General features: G+C 73.3%; 15 protein-coding genes and 1 pseudogene. 9 read left to right on the top strand and 7 right to left on the bottom strand.

Features of this window, described 5'->3' with window-relative positions; genetic code table 11:
* Positions 1–239 precede the first annotated feature (239 nt).
* Positions 240–818 (top strand): TetR/AcrR family transcriptional regulator, encoded by a 579-nt coding sequence (locus tag AB0B29_RS14020; RefSeq protein ID WP_362238397.1) that lies wholly within the window; start codon positions 240–242, stop codon positions 816–818.
* A gap of 103 nt (positions 819–921) precedes the next feature.
* On the opposite strand, the gene AB0B29_RS14015 is transcribed toward AB0B29_RS14020, so the two are convergent.
* The 3 genes from AB0B29_RS14015 to AB0B29_RS14005 form a co-directional block, all read right to left on the bottom strand.
* Positions 922–1,719: a hypothetical protein gene (locus AB0B29_RS14015; RefSeq protein ID WP_362238394.1), complete on the bottom strand. Its 798-nt coding sequence runs from the start codon at positions 1,717–1,719 to the stop codon at positions 922–924.
* The gene (locus AB0B29_RS14010; RefSeq protein WP_362238391.1) at positions 1,716–3,374 is read right to left on the bottom strand and encodes a serine/threonine-protein kinase; all 1,659 of its coding nucleotides are present in this window, start codon (positions 3,372–3,374) and stop codon (positions 1,716–1,718) included. The genes AB0B29_RS14015 and AB0B29_RS14010 overlap by 4 nt, the downstream gene beginning before the upstream one ends.
* 160 nt (positions 3,375–3,534) lie before the next feature.
* A complete protein-coding gene (locus tag AB0B29_RS14005; RefSeq protein ID WP_362238388.1) occupies positions 3,535–6,027 on the bottom strand; it encodes a SpoIIE family protein phosphatase in 2,493 nt (830 codons plus the stop codon).
* A gap of 237 nt (positions 6,028–6,264) precedes the next feature.
* On the opposite strand from AB0B29_RS14005, the pseudogene AB0B29_RS14000 reads away from it, so the two are divergent.
* Together AB0B29_RS14000 and AB0B29_RS13995 are read left to right on the top strand one after the other, a co-directional pair.
* Positions 6,265–6,375, top strand: a pseudogene (locus AB0B29_RS14000) (PucR family transcriptional regulator); the annotation flags it as partial.
* A 175-nt stretch (positions 6,376–6,550) separates the two neighbouring features.
* Positions 6,551–7,741, top strand: a complete 1,191-nt coding sequence (locus tag AB0B29_RS13995) for a CaiB/BaiF CoA transferase family protein (protein ID WP_362238385.1) — start codon at positions 6,551–6,553, stop codon at positions 7,739–7,741.
* A 42-nt stretch (positions 7,742–7,783) separates the two neighbouring features.
* Here the strand turns inward: AB0B29_RS13995 and AB0B29_RS13990 are convergent, their stop codons facing one another.
* The 3 genes from AB0B29_RS13990 to AB0B29_RS13980 all read right to left on the bottom strand — a co-directional run bounded on the left by AB0B29_RS13990 (position 7,784) and on the right by AB0B29_RS13980 (position 10,253).
* Complete coding sequence (locus tag AB0B29_RS13990) at positions 7,784–8,764, bottom strand: TerC family protein (RefSeq protein ID WP_362238383.1); 981 nt, start codon at positions 8,762–8,764, stop codon at positions 7,784–7,786.
* An 84-nt stretch (positions 8,765–8,848) separates the two neighbouring features.
* On the bottom strand, positions 8,849–9,493 hold the full coding sequence (locus AB0B29_RS13985) for a phosphoribosyltransferase (protein ID WP_362238380.1): 645 nt from the start codon (positions 9,491–9,493) through the stop codon (positions 8,849–8,851).
* Between the two features lie 100 nt (positions 9,494–9,593).
* Positions 9,594–10,253 (bottom strand): dienelactone hydrolase family protein, encoded by a 660-nt coding sequence (locus AB0B29_RS13980; protein WP_362238377.1) that lies wholly within the window; start codon positions 10,251–10,253, stop codon positions 9,594–9,596.
* A 118-nt stretch (positions 10,254–10,371) separates the two neighbouring features.
* On the opposite strand from AB0B29_RS13980, the gene AB0B29_RS13975 reads away from it, so the two are divergent.
* The 4 genes from AB0B29_RS13975 to AB0B29_RS13960 are packed head-to-tail and all read left to right on the top strand — an operon-like array spanning position 10,372 to position 13,627.
* Entirely contained in the window at positions 10,372–11,379 is a 1,008-nt protein-coding gene (locus tag AB0B29_RS13975; protein WP_362238374.1) for a GlxA family transcriptional regulator, read from the top strand.
* Positions 11,376–11,978 carry a DJ-1/PfpI family protein gene (locus AB0B29_RS13970; protein WP_362238371.1) on the top strand — a complete coding sequence of 201 codons (603 nt, stop codon included), beginning with the start codon at positions 11,376–11,378 and terminating at the stop codon, positions 11,976–11,978. Before AB0B29_RS13975 ends, AB0B29_RS13970 begins: the two co-directional genes overlap by 4 nt.
* A gap of 56 nt (positions 11,979–12,034) precedes the next feature.
* Positions 12,035–12,490: an archease gene (locus tag AB0B29_RS13965; protein ID WP_362238368.1), complete on the top strand. Its 456-nt coding sequence runs from the start codon at positions 12,035–12,037 to the stop codon at positions 12,488–12,490.
* A 33-nt stretch (positions 12,491–12,523) separates the two neighbouring features.
* Entirely contained in the window at positions 12,524–13,627 is a 1,104-nt protein-coding gene (locus AB0B29_RS13960) for a CapA family protein (protein WP_362238365.1), read from the top strand.
* A gap of 12 nt (positions 13,628–13,639) precedes the next feature.
* Here the strand turns inward: AB0B29_RS13960 and AB0B29_RS13955 are convergent, their stop codons facing one another.
* Positions 13,640–14,332 (bottom strand): sigma-70 family RNA polymerase sigma factor, encoded by a 693-nt coding sequence (locus AB0B29_RS13955; protein ID WP_362238362.1) that lies wholly within the window; start codon positions 14,330–14,332, stop codon positions 13,640–13,642.
* Between the two features lie 108 nt (positions 14,333–14,440).
* Here AB0B29_RS13955 and AB0B29_RS13950 point away from each other — a divergent pair, with 108 nt between their 5' ends.
* Both AB0B29_RS13950 and AB0B29_RS13945 read left to right on the top strand, forming a co-directional pair.
* Complete coding sequence (locus tag AB0B29_RS13950; RefSeq protein ID WP_362238359.1) at positions 14,441–14,893, top strand: YbhB/YbcL family Raf kinase inhibitor-like protein; 453 nt, start codon at positions 14,441–14,443, stop codon at positions 14,891–14,893.
* 139 nt (positions 14,894–15,032) lie between these two features.
* Positions 15,033–16,292 carry an MFS transporter gene (locus AB0B29_RS13945; RefSeq protein WP_362238356.1) on the top strand — a complete coding sequence of 420 codons (1,260 nt, stop codon included), beginning with the start codon at positions 15,033–15,035 and terminating at the stop codon, positions 16,290–16,292.
* Positions 16,293–16,512: the final 220 nt, after the last annotated feature.

Genomic DNA, 16,512 nt, shown 5'->3' with positions numbered 1-16,512 from the left:
CCTTCTCTCTCACATCGCCGGGTAAAAGGGGGCGGGGCCGCTGCGGGTGGCGGTGTCGGTCCGCGACCGGGCGGGATGCGGGGCGTGCCCGCGCGCGGAGCGTCCGACACGGGCTGTCCGCGCGGGTGGCCCGCCGATACGATGGAACAAGCGGACACTTGTCCGCTACTCGGGAAACGTAACGGACAACTGTCCGCTTAGCAAGGTCCGGTTTCGGCCACGGCCCGCGAGGAGTACGAGTGCGTCAGAACAAGGACGCCCCCCTGCGCTCGGACGCGCTCCGCAACCGTGAGCGCATCCTGGAAGTGGCGCTGGAGGAACTGACGCGTTCGGCGGACGTCCCGCTGAGCGCGATCGCCAAGAAGGCGGGCGTCGGACAGGGCACCTTCTACCGCCACTTCCCCACCCGCGAGGCACTCGTCCTGGAGGTCTACCGGCACGAGATGCAGCAGGTCGCCGACACCGCGGCGCCGCTGCTGGAGAGCCGGGAGCCCGACCGGGCGCTGCGCGAATGGCTGGACCGGCTGGCGCGGTTCGCCCTGGCCAAGGCGGGCCTGGCCGACGCGATCCGCCAGGCCACCAGCGCACCGGGACAGCCGGAGAAGCCTCGGCACACCCCGGTGACCGATGCGGCCGAACTGCTGCTCCGGGCCGCGGAGGAGGCCGGCACCATCCGCCCGGGCATCACCGCGGACGACCTCCTCCTTCTCATCGGCGGACTCTGGACGCTGCCTCCCGGCACCGACTGGCAGCCCCGCGCCACCCGCCTGCTGGATTTCGTCATGGACGGGCTGCGCGTGGGGGCGCCCGGGAGATGAGGCGCGAGGCCCTCGGCGGGCGGCCTTCGGGATAGGCACCCGCCCGGCCAGGGCGGCCCCGGGACATGAGGCGTTCGCCGCCCGCGTTGGGGCGCGTCCCCGGTCAGGGGCAGTCGTACGTGAAGCCGGTGGTGACCGTGCGCGGGGTTCCGGAGAGGATGCGCAGTTCGGCCCGGGCCGTCCGGTGACCCGTGCCCTGGAAGGTCCAGCGCAGGTGAAGGCGTGCCTGCCGCTGTCCCGGGGCCAGCACCTCCTTCAGCACGCCCGAGGCGGTGCCGTCGCTCCGGATCCAGCGGTAGGACAGCGTGCCCGGGCGGCCGTTGGTGGTGACCAGGGCGACGAGGTCCGCCGTGCCGTCGCAGCCCAGGGACGTCGGCCGGGCCCCGACCGTCACCGTGCTCACCGCCAGGGGCGGCCCGAGGCGCTGCCAGGCGAGGAGCGCGAGGACGCAGAGCACGACCAGCGCGGGCAGGGCGTGCCTGCGCAGCCGTCGCTCCCGGGGCGCGGGAGGCGGCGGGACGGCGGGGAGTGTGCGGTGGTGAACGGCGGCGGTCACTCCCGGGCCGAAGCGCAGCACGGTTCCTTCGACCCGGTCGGGGGACGCCGGCCGGGCAGGCGCCTCCTCCGTCGCCGCCTGCTCCGCGAGGGTCTCGTCGGCTTCGGGTCGCTGGATCCAGTGGCTGGCGAGGACGGTGGCGCTGTACTCCGCATCGGCTCCGAGCGTCAGGGTCCGGTCGGCGGGACACCCCGGCGCCGCGGTCCGGTCGCCGACGCGGCCGAGCATCGCGGTCTGCTCAGCGGCGGAACTCAGCACCGCGGCCTGCTCGCCGGCGGAACTCAACACCTCCGTCCGCTCGTCGTCGGTGGGCGCGGCTGTGTGGTCGTCGTCGTGTGTGGTCATCGCAGGTCGCACCCCCTGGTCAAAAGTTGTTGCGAGGCGCCGCCGTCGGCGGCGGCCGGGGTCGTGGTGACCTGCACCGTCCAGTAGCAGCCGAGGGTCTGGAAGGTGTGGTCGACGCCGAGCGTGTACTGGGTGGCGCCGCTGCGCTCGAAGGTCTGGGACGTGCCGTCCGCCGTGCCCGGCTGTCCCGCGGTGTCGCCCGCGAACCAGGAGACGGTGATGGAGACGGGGCCGGTGCCGTCCGTCGTGATGCCGAGGGTCGCCGTCGCGGTCATGGGGCCGGTCTGCCGGAAGGCCGTCACGGCGACGTGCTTGACGGCGGGGCCGGAGGGTGGCGCCGGGGCCGTGGTCGTCGGCGTCGCGGCGGTGGGGGGTGCGGTGGTCGTCGCGGCGGGAGCGGTCGTCTCCTCGCCGCCGGGCGGGGCGGCCGAGGCCGTGGGCGCACCGGTGCCGGTGGTCGCCGCATCCGAGCCCGACACGGTGGAGGACGGCGACGGGGCGGCCGAGTCCGTGGGAGTGGCGGCCGGGGAGGAGGCGGCCGGGGCGGCGGACGCCGTCGGGCCCGCCCCCGGCCCGGCGCTGGTGGTCGCCAGGGCCTGCGCCGCCCGTTGCGCCGCGGTTCCGGGGTCGTAGGGCAGTCCGTACGTCAGGAGGGCGCCGAGCAGTACGGCGGCGGCGGACACGAGCAGTCCGGGGCGGCCGGGCAGCCACGGGTGGGTCCGGCCGGGGCCCGCCGTCCGGCTCAGCACCGTGCGAGCGGTGTCCGTGGTGGTCCGAGGGGCCGTGCGGGCCGAGGGAAGGAGCAGCGGCAGGAGGGCCACCAGCGCGGCGAGCCGTCCCCGGCCGTTTTCCTCCCAGTCGGTGCCGTAGGCGGCGCCGGCGACCGACTCCAGTTCGGTGACGAACGCCTCGGCCTGCGCGGGGCGTTCCGCCGGATCCTTGGCCAGACCGCGCCGCACCAGTTCCCGCACCGCGTCGGGGACCTCCTCGGCGGGGACCGGCGCGTCGAGGTGCCGCAGCGCCAGCTCCGCGAGGTTCTCGCCGTCGTACGGCTTGTGCCCCGTCAGGCACTCGAAGAACGTGGCCGTGGCCGCGTAGACGTCGGAGGCGGGCGAGGCGGGTGCGCCGGTCCACTGCTCGGGGGCCATGTAGGAGGGGGTTCCGGCCACACCGGCGCTGGTGCCCGCGTCCACGGCGATGCCGAAGTCGACGAGCTTGGAGGAGCCGTCCGGCCCGACCAGGACGTTCTCCGGCTTGTAGTCGCGGTGGACGACACCGAGGTGGTGCGCGTCGGCCAGACCGAGCAGCGAGCCCTTGAGGACGACGAGCGCGGCCTCCGGAGCGAGGGGGCCCTCCCGTCTGAGCAGCGTTCGCAGCGGGACGCCGTCGACCAGCTCCATCACGATGGCGGCGCCGTCCGGGCTCTCCACGTACTCGTACAGCCCTGCGACATGAGGGCTCTCCAGGCCGCCGAGCAGCCGTGCCTCGGCCCGGAAGCCGCGCACGAACCCGGGCCGGGTGCGCAGCGACTCGCTGAGGTACTTCACGGCGACCGGCACACCGGTCTCCTCGTGCACGGCGAGGACGACCCGGCCGCTTGCCCCCGCCCCGAGTTCGAGCGACTCGGTGTATCCGGGCACCGCCCATGTGTTCATTTCCAGCCCCCCAAGGCGGCCGCTCCCCAGCGGCCGGCCACGCTCGGAGACACATTTTTCGGCCACTTCGGTTGCGTGGCCAGAAGGAGACGGGAGGCGTGCCCGGACCGTGACAGAGGCGCGGTCGCGCAGCCGAAGGCCGCGAACCGGTGGTGCCCGCTCAGGCTGGGGGCAGGTTCGCCGCCGGGCCGGGCACGCCGAGCAGGAGCAGCGTCACGTCGTCGTCGGAGGTGTCCGTGTCCGCGATGAGGGTTTTGACCAAGCGGCCCGCCGCCTGATCGAGGATGTCCGGGTCGTCCACGGGCGTGCCCTTCAGCGTGGTGTCGACGGCGCGGACGAGGACGTCGACCTGTGCCTCGATGTCCGTGCCGGGCCTTTCGACCAGTCCGTCGGTGTAGAGCACGAGGGCGCTGCCCGGCGGCAGCGGCCTGGTCGCCTCCTCGAACGGCACCCCGTGTCCCGCGTCGTTGACGCCCAGCGGCACGCCGACGGGTGAGGCCAGCCGGCAGGCCGGGGCGTCGGGCGGCAGGGAGATGACGGGCAGGTGTCCCGCCGAGCACAGGGTGACCTCGTGCCTGCCCTGGTCCAGGACCAGGTAGACGCAGGTGACCAGCTGGTCCGCCAGGTCGCCGACGAAGGTGTCGAGGGCCCTCATCAGCCCGCTGGGCGTGGCACCCGTGCGGGCCAGGGCGTGGGAGGCGGCGCGCAGTTGCCCCATGACGGCCGCGGCCTCCAGCCCCCTGCCCATCACATCGCCGATGAGGACGCCGGTGCGGCGCTCGTCGAGGGGGATGACGTCGAACCAGTCACCACCCACCCCGGGGTCCTGGACGGACGCCAGGTACCGGTAGGCGCACGGCAGGTACGCCAGACGGGGCGGCTCCCCCATGAGGCTGTGCTGCAGGGTGTAGGCGATACGCCGCTGCTGCTCGTAACGCTCGGCGCGTTCGGCCTCCAGCCGTCTGCGCTCGGTGATGTCCCGGACGGTCAGGACCACCAGGGTCTCCTGCTCGGAGCGCAGGCTGCTGACGCTCACCTCGACGGGGAACTCGGAGCCGTCGCCGCGCAGCCCGAACAGGTCCGTGTCCGCGACCGTCGGCTTCGGGGCCCGCAGGCGGAAGTACGCATCCAGGAGGGCGCCGTGCCGCCGGCGCCGGGAGGCCGGCACCAGGCCGATCACGTCGGTGCCGACGAGGTCGCCCGGCACGCGTCCGAACAACCGCTGGACCTGCGGATTGGCCATCAGGACGATGCCGTCGCCGTCCGTGATCAGGGTGGCGTCGGGAGCGGACTCCAGCAGCGCGAGGAACCGCCGGTGCGAGCGTTGGACCTCGCGCTGCGCCGCGACCCGCTCGGTGATGTCGGTGACGACACCGCACAGGGCGTAGGGCGTGCCGGAGGCGTCCCTGAGCGGGAACAGGGTGGACAGGACCTCCCGCGGACCCCCCGGCAGGGCGAGCTTTTCCTCTCGCTGCACGGGCCTGCCCTCCGCCAGCATCGCGAGGTCGGCGGCTCGCGCCTGGCGCGCGAGGCCGGACGGCATGACGTCGTCGTCCCGGCGGCCGAGCACCTGTTCCCGGGACAGGTTCAAGCTCTGCTCGAACGTCGTGTTGACGGCCAGGAAGCGGCCGTCCAGGTCCTTGATGAACACCACCGCGGGCGTGTGGTCCATGAAGGCCTGCAGCAGTGCGTTCTGGCGGACCTGCCACTCGAGAAGGCCGTGCGCCACCTCGACACGACGGCCCACGGTCAGGGTCGCGAAGATCACCGCCGTGAACACGGCCACGTGGGCGCAGACGAGCAGCGCGGTGCCCAGCCGCGACCCGAACACCCCCTCGTCCTCACCCACCAGGGTGGCCAGTCCCAGGAGAGGCGGCACGATCACGACGGTGACGAACAGCCAACGCCCCAGCGCACCCGTCGTCCCCGCGTTCAGCAGAAGCCCCGCGCAGCCCTCTCCCGGACGGGCCAGGAAGAGCGCCGTCCCCAGCAGCGCCAGTGCCACCGCGGTGTGCAGGGCCATGCCCGAGTACGGGCCGAACTGCTCCAGTTGCGGCACCGCGTAGGCGGCCCCGTACAGCCTCAGCATGCCGAGAGCGCCGACGGCCAGCCCCAGGACCTGACTCACCCAGGCGGGAACCCGGGGCGCACCGGCACACAGGGAACCGGCCCCCGCGGCCATCAGCGCCACAGTCGTGTTCGGCGCCATCCGCCCCGGCGGCCCGGTTCCCTGGTGGACGGTGTCGTCCCCGAAGAGGAGCTCGTCGATTCCCAGAGCCGTCCCGGTCGCGTACTCCGCGAAGGTGAGCGCACCGAGCAGGGCGACCAGGACCGCCGCCACGCGGGAGACGGCGAGCGTCGCCGGGCGGGCCCCGCCCCGTACGACCACGGACAGGGAAAGGCCGAGCACCATGAGGGCGACAGCCGTGTTGGCCTTCATGGCGACCGCGACGCCGGGCAGCACTTCCTTCAGGGCATCGGCCCCCGAGATCCATCCGACGAGGCCCACCAGGCCCAGCAGACCGCCCGCCAGGGCCGCGGCCCGGGCCACCCGGTGCGCGGTGGCGAGAGCGCGGGGGTGGAACGGCAGCCCGTCGACCTGCTCCGCACCGTCGGCGCCAGGCAGCCCAGGCGTCTGCTGGTCCCTCGTCACCGCATTCTCGTCCCTGCCGGATGACTATCAACCCGCATCAAACAGCCTAAGTAATAGGAAAGGGTATAGCTGCGAAGGGTGACGGGCCGGGTGAGGTGGGCGGGCTTCGGGAGGCCGGTGGGTTTTGTGGTGACGGGGCTGGCGGGGCTGTTGAGTCCCCTGAGGTCCTGAGCCACGAGGGAGCGGTCTGAGGCCGAGATGCCGAGCACCACGCCTCCACCCCGCTCCCCCGGACCCCAGGAACGCCTGACCCACGCCGAACACCTCCTCGGCCGGCCGGTACGCACACCGCAGGGACGGCTCCGCCTGCATCTCGCCCTCCCCATGCGCCGCCTGGCCCGGCCCTGAGCGACCACAGCCACGACCCGCCCCGCACGAAGGAAAAACCGCACGTCAGCGCTACCAGCACGCTCCGAAACCGCCCATCGGCGTGATCCGGATCGCGTCGGCGGCCCGCCCTCCCGCTCCCCTCCTGGGGCAGACTGTCCGAGCGCCCTCCGTACACGATTCGGGAGCTTGAGGCATGAGCGTGCAGCGGTACCCCCTGGCCGGGGTCACGGTGGTCAGTCTGGAGCAGGCCGTGGCCGCGCCCTACGCCACCCGGCAGCTCGCCGACCTCGGGGCCCGGGTGATCAAGGTGGAGCGGCCCGGCGGCGGCGACTTCGCCCGCCGGTACGACACGACCGTGCACGGGCACTCCAGCTACTTCGTCTGGCTCAACCGCTCCAAGGAGTCCCTCACCCTCGACCTGAAGGACCCCCGCGGTCACGAGATCCTGCACGACCTCCTCGACGGCGCCGACGTCTTCGTGCAGAACCTCGCCCCGGGCGCCGCCACCCGGCTCGGTCTGGACGCCGCCACCGTCACCAGCCGCCGGCCGGGCCTGATCCCCTGCACGATCTCCGGCTACGGCACGACCGGCCCCTGGTCCGACCGCAAGGCCTACGACCTGCTCGTCCAGTGCCAGACCGGGCTGGTGTCGCTGACCGGGACGCCCGAGGGCACCGCCCGGACCGGGATCTCCGTCGCCGACATCGCCGCCGGGATGTACGCGTACAGCGGCGTCCTCACGGCCCTGTACACCCGCGCCACCACCGGCGAGGCCCACCCCGTGGAGGTGTCGCTGTTCGAGGCGCTCGCGGAGTGGATGGGCCAGCCCGCCTACTACACCCGGCACGGCGGCACCCAGCCCCCGCGCCTGGGCACCCAGCACGCCACCATCGCGCCGTACGGGACGTACACCGCCGCCGACGGCAAGGACGTGCTGTTCTCCATCCAGAACGAGCGGGAATGGGTGGCGCTGTGCGCCGAGTTCCTCGGCCGTCCGGAGCTGGCCGACGATCCGCGGTTCGCCACCGGCTCCGACCGTGTCGCCCACCGCGAGGAGCTCAACGCCGTCGTCGTCGAACGGTGCGCCCGCTCCGGGTCCGACGAGATCCTCAAGGACCTGGAGCGCATCGGCATCGCCTGCGCCGGGGTCAACGACGTGGCCGCGTTCCTGGACCACCCCGTGCTGGCCGCCCGGGGGCGCTGGAGCGAGGTCGAGGTGCCGGGCGCCACCGTGGAGGCGCTGCTCCCGCCCGCCGACCTCGCCGGTCTGCCCGCACGCATGGACCCCGTGCCGGCGGTGGGCGAGCACACCGAGGCGATCCTCGCCGAACTGGGCCGCACCGACGAGGAGGTAGCGGCCCTGCGTGCGGACGGGGTCGTCTGACGGCAGCTCCTCCCCTGCCGTCCGGCGGGACTCCCCCGCCGCCTACCGGGTCTCCGCGGCAGGCTCTCCCGCCGCCCCGGCCTGCTGCTGCTTCGACGCGCGCAGGCTGGTGAATGTCGTGACCGCCAGGACCAGCACGATGAAGCCCAGCGAGAACGGGATGCCGATCTCGGGAACGTGGACGCCCGACTCGTGCAGCGCGTGCAGCACCAGCTTCACGCCGATGAAGCCCAGGATGATCGACAGGCCGTAGGAGAGGTGGACCAGTCTCTTCAGCAGGCCGCCGATGAGGAAGTACAGCTGGCGCAGGCCCATCAGGGCGAAGGCGTTCGCGGTGAACACGATGTACGGGTCCTGCGTCAGGCCGTAGATGGCCGGGATGGAGTCCAGGGCGAACAGCACGTCGGTGGAGCCGATCGCGAGCATCACGACCAGCATCGGGGTCATGATCCGCTTGCCGTTCTCGGTGATGAACAGCTTCGTGCCGTGGTAGCGGTCGGCCACGCCGAAGCGCTGCTCCGCCATCTTCAGCAGCTTGTTCTCCTGGTACTCCTCGTCGTGGTCCTGCCCCCGGGCATCCTGGACCAGCTTCCAGGCCGTCCAGATCAGAAACGCTCCGAAGAGGTAGAAGACCCAGGAGAAGGCGGAGATGATCGCCGCGCCGGCAGCGATGAACACCGCCCGCAGCACCAGCGCCATCAGGACGCCGATCATCAGCACCCGCTGCTGGTACTGCGCGGGCACCGCGAACTTCCCCATGATCAGCACGAACACGAAGAGGTTGTCGACACTGAGCGACTTCTCGGTGATGTACCCGGCGAAGAACTCGCCCGTGGGCCCGCTCCCACCGGCGAACCACAGCCCCACGCCGAACAGTACGGCCAGGACGACCCACACCACCGTCCAGGTGCCGGCTTCCCTGAGGGACACCTCGTGCGGCTTGCGGCCGACGAAGAAGTCGACGGCGACGAGCACGCACAGCGCAGCCACGGTCAGCAGCCACACGGACAGCGAGACGTTCACTTGTTACTCCTGATGCAGGTGTGGGGAGGGACATCTTTGTCCGGTGTGGCTGGTTCTCGCCACCTCTGCCAGGTGAACAACGGGTCAAAGCTGCACGTGCAGGGCTTCCATCACGTCCTCGTCCGTCAGCTGGTCGAAGTTCTCGTACCAGAGGCCCACGGCCATGAAGGCGGCCGGGCGGTGCAGGCAGATCACCTCGTCGGCCTCGGCTCGCATCGACTCGGCGCCCTCCGGGGAGCAGACGGGCGCGGCCAGCAGAAGCCGCGCGGGCGCCTGACGGCGTACGAAGCGCAGCGCGGCCCGGGCCGTGGAGCCGGTCGCCAAGCCGTCGTCGACGACGATCACGGTCCGTCCGCGCAGGTCCGGGGCCGGCCGACCCTGCCGGTACAGCCGTTCGCGGCGCCGCAGTTCGGCCCGCTCCCGCTCGATGACGGGGGCGAGGGCGGCCTCGCCGATACCGAGATACCGCAGCGCGTCCTCGTCGAGGAGCGGCACCTCGTCCCCGGCCATCGCGCCGACGCCGAGCTCCTCCTGGTGGGGCGCCCCGATCTTCCGTACGACGAGCACGTCGAGCGGGGCGTCCAGCACGGCGGCGACCTCGCGCGCCACGGCGACCCCGCCCCGGGGCAGGGCGAGCACGAGGGGGTCGGGCAGGTCTCCCGCGCGCTGCCGGGTACGCAGTGTTTCGGCCAGTTCCCCGCCGGCCTGCCGGCGATCACGGAACCGCATGACGGTCACCTCTGCTTCCCGCACGAAAGGGCCCCCGGCCCGTCCGGCTCCCGCGTACCCCCGTGCCCGCCGGACGATGCGCTCCTCCCGGACCCGGCGGTCATCGGCGCGGGGCCGTCCTCAGCTGGTCGTCACACCACTGACGGGCGGCGTCGGTGACCTGGTCCAGTGCGCCGGGTTCCTCGAACAGGTGGGTGGCGCCGGGCAATACGTGGAGGGTGTGCGGGGCGGGCAGCCGCCGGGCCGCCTCCTCGTTGAGCCCCCGCACGTGTGTGTCCCGGCCGCCCACGATGAGCAGCACCGGGGCGCGAACGGCGTCCAGGGCGTCGCCCGCCAGATCGGGCCGTCCGCCGCGCGAGACGACCGCCCGTACCCGGTCGGGGCGTTGCGCGGCGGCGACCAGGGCCGCGCCCGCGCCGGTGCTGGCGCCGAACAGGACGACGGGCAGGCCCGAGGTGCCGGGATCCCGCGCCAGCCAGTCGAGGGCGGCCACCAGCCGGCGGCCCAGCAAAGGGATGTCGAAGCGGAGTTCGGCGGTGACGGCGTCCTGGCGTTCCTCGTCCTCGGTGAGCAGGTCGATGAGCAGGGTGCCGAGCCCGGCGGTGCGCAGGCCGGCGGCGACTTCGCGGTTGCGGGGGCTGTGCCGGGAGCTGCCGCTGCCGTGGGCGAAGAGCACGACCGCGCGGGCGTCCGGCGGCACGGTCAGATCACCGGTGAGGTCCGCGCCGCGGGCGTTCAGGGTGACCGTCCGGGAGATCATCGTCTGCCTCCTCTCCTCCGCTCCCCGTGGTACCCACGCCCGGCCGGACGTCCCATGGCGCGATCTGTGGGATGTGTGTCGTTGACGCCGTACCGCGCGCCGATGGAGCGTGAGGGACGTGACCGATCGCCGCATCGTCTTCGTCGTCTTCGACGGCTTCCAGCCGCTCGACCTGACCGGACCGCACGAGGTGTTCCACAGCGCGGGCGGGTACGCCTGCGAGGTCGTGGCCACCAAGGCGGGGCCGGTCCGGTCGGTCAGCGGGCTGGTCATGGCGGCCGCGCACGGTGTGACCGGCCTCGATCCGGCCGGCACGGACACTCTGGTCGTGGTCGGCGGCCGGGGCGTCGACCGGGCCCGGCAGGACGCGGACCTGGTCGCCTGGGTCGCCGCCGCGGCGGCCGGTGCCCGGCGGGTGGCCTCGGTGTGCAGCGGTGTCTTCCTGCTGGCGGCCGCGGGGCTGCTGGAGGGACGGCGGGTCACCACACACTGGGCCCGCGCGGAGCAGCTGACCCGGGAGCATCCCGAGGTGCGGGTGGACTGCGAGCCGATCTTCGTGCGGGACGGGCAGGTGTGGACGTCGGCCGGAGTGACGGCGGGGATGGATCTGGCGCTCGCCCTGGTGGAGGACGACCTCGGCCGGGACGCCGCGCACGAGGTGGCCCGTCGGCTGGTGCTGTTCCTGCGCCGCCCGGGTGGCCAGTCGCAGTTCAGCGTGGCGCTGTGGTCGCGGCAACCGGCGACGGACCCGGTGCGGGCCGCCGTCACCGCTATCCACGCCGACCCCGGTGCCCGGCACGACATCGCCGGCCTCGCCGCGCACGCCGGGCTGAGCCCGCGTCACCTGCAGCGCCGCTTCACCGCCGAACTCGGGGTGCCCCCCGCGGCGTACGTCGAGCGGGTGCGTGTCGAGGCGGCCCAGAGGGCGCTCACGGACGGAGACGAACCGGTCGACGCCATCGCCCGCCGCTGCGGCTTCGTCACCGCCGAGACACTGCGCCGCACGTTCCACCGCCGTCTCGGTGTCGCGCCGTCGGACTACCGCGCCCGTTTCCGCTCCACCTCGGGATCCACGGGGCCGTCGGGGCCCCGGACAGATCCCTCAGAGGAAGGACGTACCGCATGACCACCTACGGCCTGCTGGTCTTCGAGGACGCCGAGGAGCTGGACTTCGTGGGGCCCTGGGAGGTCTTCACCGTCTCCGCCCGGCTCCGGGACGGCGCCGACACGGCCGTGCTCGTCTCCGAGCACCCCGGGCCGGTGCGCTGCAACAAGGGCCTGCGGGTCCTGCCCGACCACACTTTGGACGACCATCCGCCGCTGGACGTGCTGCACGTGCCGGGCGGGCTGGGCGCCCGGGAGGCACAGCTGCACAACCCGGTGGTCACCGACTGGATCGGGAAGACCGCGCAGCGGGCCGCGTGGGTGCACGGTGTGTGCACCGGCGCGTTCCTGCTGCACGCCGCCGGGCCTGCCAGGGGACGCCGGGTGGCCACGCACTGGAGCCGGGAGGACACCTTGGAGGCGCGGGGGGACGTGACCGTGGTCCGGGGCGCCCGCTACGTGGTCGACGGCAACCTGGTCACCAGCCAGGGGGTATCGGCCGGTATCGACAGTGCGTTGTGGCTGGTCGGGCGGTTGCACGGCCGGGAGCACGCGCGGGCCGTGCGGCGCTGCATCCAGTACGACCCGGCGCCGCCGTACCTCGCGGACGAGCCCGTCTGATCGCCCCGCACAGGACCGGGCCGCATGGGTCGGCGAGCCCCGGGCAGGCGATGTTCATGGGCGGTGACACGGGCGACGGCGGGCAAGGGCGGCAGCCGGGCGAGTGCGGGCACCGGGCGGTGCCGCATCCCGGTGACATCCGGATCGAGGCGTGGGCGGCGTGCAGAGAGCACTGTCTGGCGGAGGCCGTCCTGGCGATGGTGGAGTGCTTCGCGGACGTCTCCCGGGTGCGGCCCACCGCCGTGGACCGGGTCCGTCTGCCCGAGGCCAGCGACGACGACCTGCTCGCCGCGCTGCTGGACGAGGTCATCTTCCGCCTGGAGGAGTACGGCCAGGTGCCCGTGGACGTGGAGGCCGACGAGGCCGACGGCGGCCTGGACGTGCGGCTGGCGGTGACCGGCCTCTCGGCTGTGGAGATCACGGGCGCGGTCCCGACGGCGGTGTCCTGGAACGCACTGCGGATCGGGCCTGACCCGTACGGGTGGTCGTGTGCGGTGAGGGTCGACGCCTGACCCCGGCGGCCGGGGTGCGCCTACCGTGGAGGGGTGGGCGGCGCAGTCGTGACGCTGTTCCTGTGCGGTGACGTGATGCTCGGGCGCGGCGTCGACCAGATCCTCGCGCACCCCGGCGACCCGGCACTGAGGGAGGCGTACGTCGACGACGCCCGGTCCTATGTCCGGCTGGCGGAGTCGGCGCACGGCCCGGTGCCCGTGCCGGTGGCCGCGTCGTGGCCGTGGGGTGCGGCGCTGCGGCTGCTGGACGAGGCCGCTTTGGACGCCCGGATCGTGAATCTGGAGACCTCGGTGACGCGCGCCGGTACGTTCGCGCCCGGCAAGGAGATCCGCTACCGGATGCACCCGGCGAACCTGCCGGCCCTGGCGGTGGTCCGGCCGGACGTGACCGTCCTCGCCAACAACCACGTCCTGGACTTCGGCCGGGGAGGGCTGCTGGAGACCCTGGAAGCCCTGGCCCGGGCGGGCCTGCGGACGGCCGGCGCGGGACACGACGCCGACGAGGCGTACGCACCCGCCGTCGTCCCCCTGGCCGGCGGCCGCCGTCTGCGGGTGTTCGCCCTCGGGGCGCAGTCCAGCGGCATCCCGTCGGGCTGGGCGGCGACGACGGACCGGCCGGGCGTCGCGTATCTGCCCGCTCTCTCACCGTCCGTGGCCCAGGACGTGGTCCGGCGGCCGGGCCGGCCGGGGGACCTCACCGTGGTGTCCGTGCACTGGGGCTCGAACTGGGGGTATCGCGTGCCCCGGGAGCAGGTCCGCTTCGCGCACGCGCTGATCGACGGTGGAGCCGACGTCGTCCACGGGCACTCCTCGCACCATTTCCGCCCGCTGGAGGTGTACCGGGACCGGCTGATCCTCTACGGCTGCGGGGACTTCGTCGACGACTACGAGGGGATATCCGGTCACGAGCAGTACCGCGACGACCTGCGCCTGGCCTTCCTCGTGTCTCTCGAGGCGGACAGCGGGCGGCTGGCGGGCCTGCGCATGGTGCCGCTCCGGGCTCGCCGGATGCGGCTGGAGCCCGCCTCCGGGGAGGACCGTGTCTGGCTGCGCGCCACACTGGAGCGGATCAGCGGTGGGGCGGCGGTGCGGCAGGCGTCCGACGGTTCGCTGGTGCTCGCGGCGCCGGGCGCGTGATGTGGCCCGTGGTCAGCCCGCCCACGCCACCAGCCGTTCGCGGCTCTCCGGCTGCCGCAGCCGGGCGAGCGACTCCTTCTCGAGCCGGCGCACCCGTTCCCGGGTCAGACCGACCCGTCCGGCGACCTCGTTCAGCGTGCGGGTGTGCCCGTCGTGCAGCCCGTAGCGCAGGCTGAGGATCATGGCCTCGCGAGGCGCGAGCGTGCCGACGGCCTCACGCAGTTCCTCGGCGAGCGCCCGCCGCTCGACCTTGGCGATCTTCTGCAGCTGCTCGACGACGTGCATCGGCAGCCGGACGGAGCGCGCGTGGGCGGCCAGGCCCCGTTCGATGGCCTGGCGGATCCACCAGGTGGCGTACGTGGAGAACTTGAACCCCTTGGTGTGGTCGAACTTCTCCACGGCCCGGATCAGCCCCAGGTTGCCCTCCTGGATGACGTCCAGCAGGGGCAGACCGCGATGGGCGTGCCGTTTGGCCATCGACACCACGAGCCGGAGGTTGGCCCGGACCATGTGGTCCTTGGCGGCCTGTCCGTCGCGGACGGCCTCCTCCAGTTCCCGGCGCCGCTTCGCCGTGAGGTCGTGCTCGCCGGCGTCGGCCCGGTCGAGCTCCTCCAGCGCCCGTACGCCGGTCTCCAGCCGCCGGGCCAGGCGCACCTCGCGGTCCTCCCGGGCGCCGGCCGCGGGGTCTTCTGCCAGGGGAGACATCGTCGGGTTCCTCCCGGTCCCGTCTCGTTCCGGCTCGCCACCGCGGGTACCCGGGGCGATCGGCCCCGAACCGTGTGCCCCGCGGCCCCCGGGGGTACCCCGGGGGCCATGACCGGCATCGAACTCAGCAGCAACGCGTTCGACGACCATTCCTTCATCGCGCGCCGGTACGCGTACGAGGGACCCAACGTCTCTCCGCCGCTGACCTGGAGCGGCGTACCGGACGACGCGGCGGAACTGGTCCTGCTGTGCGAGGATCCCGACGCCCCGTCGGGCACCTTCGCGCACTGGGTCGTGGTCGGCATCGACCCGCACAGCGACGGCGTCGAGGCCGGACAGGTCCCACCAGGCGGCACGGAACTCGTCAACGGCTACGGCCAGCACGGCTGGGGCGGGCCGCATCCCCCGCCGGGTGACGACGCCCATCACTACTTCTTCCGGCTCTACGCCCTGTCCGAGCCGTGCGTCCTGCCTGACGCGCCGCACGCGGACCAGGTGCACGAGGAGGTCGAGGGGCGCCGCCTCGCGGACGGGACGCTGGTGGGGCTGTACCAGCGCTGAGCCTTCCCCCGTACCGCCGCGTCACAACGGTCGGTTGTGGCGGGGGCGTCAGGTGGTTGTTTGCCCGGCCCTTGCGATCTCGCTTGGATGACTCGCGGACGACGCCGGGTCGTCCACGGGAGCGGGGAGTGCGCCGGGTATGGCGGGCAGGCGGTCGCTGGGGCGGCGTTTCGGGTGGCTGTGGGGCGCGTACGCGGTCAGCACGGCCGGCACTTGGCTCGCGTTCGACGCGTTCGCCCTGATCGCGGTCCTGGCACTGGACGCCGGTCCGGCGCAGGTGTCGCTGCTGGCAGCGGTGGGACCGGCGGTCGGCGCGGCCGTGTCGGTACCCCTCGGGCCGTGGGTGGAGGTCCGCCGCAAACGGCCGGTGATGATGGCGACGGACCTGGTCCGGTGCGCGGTACTGCTGAGCATCCCCGTGGCGTTCGCGCTCGGTCGGCTCACCTTCGGCCAGTTGCTGCTGGTGTCGGTGGCCGTCGCGGCGGCCGACATCACCTTCAACGCGGCGGCGGGGGCGTTCCTGAAGGACCTGCTGCCGCGGGAGGACCTGCTCGTGGCGAACGGGCGGTTCGAGGCGACGACCTGGACCGCCAGCATGGTCGGCCCGCCGCTGGGCGGGGCCGCGATCAGCCTGTTGGGCCCGGTGACGACGGTGGTGGCGGACGCGGTGAGCTATCTGCTCTCGGCGTTCGGCCTCCGGGCGATCGGCGACGCCGAGAAGCGCCCCGTGCGACCGCAGCCGGCGCCGGCCCGGCCCGGTGATCTGCTGGAGGGCTGGCGCCACATTCTGGCCGATCCGGCACTGCGCCCGCTCTTCTTCAACTCGCTCGTGGTGAACTCCCTGATCATGGCGGCTTCTCCGCCGCTGCTGATCCTGATGGTGGACGATCTGCACTTCGCGCCCTGGCAGTACGCCCTCGCCTTCGCGGTGCCCTGCACCGGCGGCCTGCTCGGCTCCCGCCTGGCCCCGCGGCTCGTCGCCCGCCACGGCCGGCACCGGGTCCTGCTCACCGCCGGGGTGCTGCGGGCCTGCTGGTCGATCGGCCTTGCGTTCACCGGTCCCGGCACGCCCGGTCTGATCCTGGTCATGCTGGTCGAGTTCGGCCTGATCACCTGCTGCGGCGTGTACAACCCGGTCCTCGCCACGCACCGTCTCGACCGCACCCCCGCCGGCCGGGTCACCCGCACCCTGGCCGCCTGGTCGGCCACCGGCAAGGCGGCCACCGCGACGGTCACCGCCCTGTGGGGCGTACTGGCCGCCTGGACCGGTCCCCGGGCGGCCATCGCGCTGGCCGGTGCCCTGCTCCTGCTCACGCCGCTGCTGCTGCCCCGCCGGGACCACACGCAGGAGGCCGAACCCGAACGGGCGGCCGTCGCAGTGGAGTCGGACGGCGGCTGACCTCGTGGCCCGCTCACCGGGGTGGGTCGGTCCGGGCGGACGCGGCAGCGCCCTGCCGGGTCGGGCTCACACGCCCCGGGCACCTCTTCGTCCCAGCCGGTCCTGACAATTGTCAGGACCGCGTCGGCACGGGGCTCCCTACAGTTCTGAACGTCGGCAGGCCGCCCGTCCCGGTGGCCGTCCGAGCCGGATCAGGACCATGTCCGGCACTCTTTCTCGC

The organism is Streptomyces tibetensis (assembly GCF_040647715.1).
In the GTDB taxonomy this organism is placed as follows: domain Bacteria; phylum Actinomycetota; class Actinomycetes; order Streptomycetales; family Streptomycetaceae; genus Streptomyces; species Streptomyces tibetensis_A.
The sequence above is the reverse complement of the archived record's forward strand: the minus strand, read 5'-3'. Positions and strand labels throughout refer to the sequence as shown.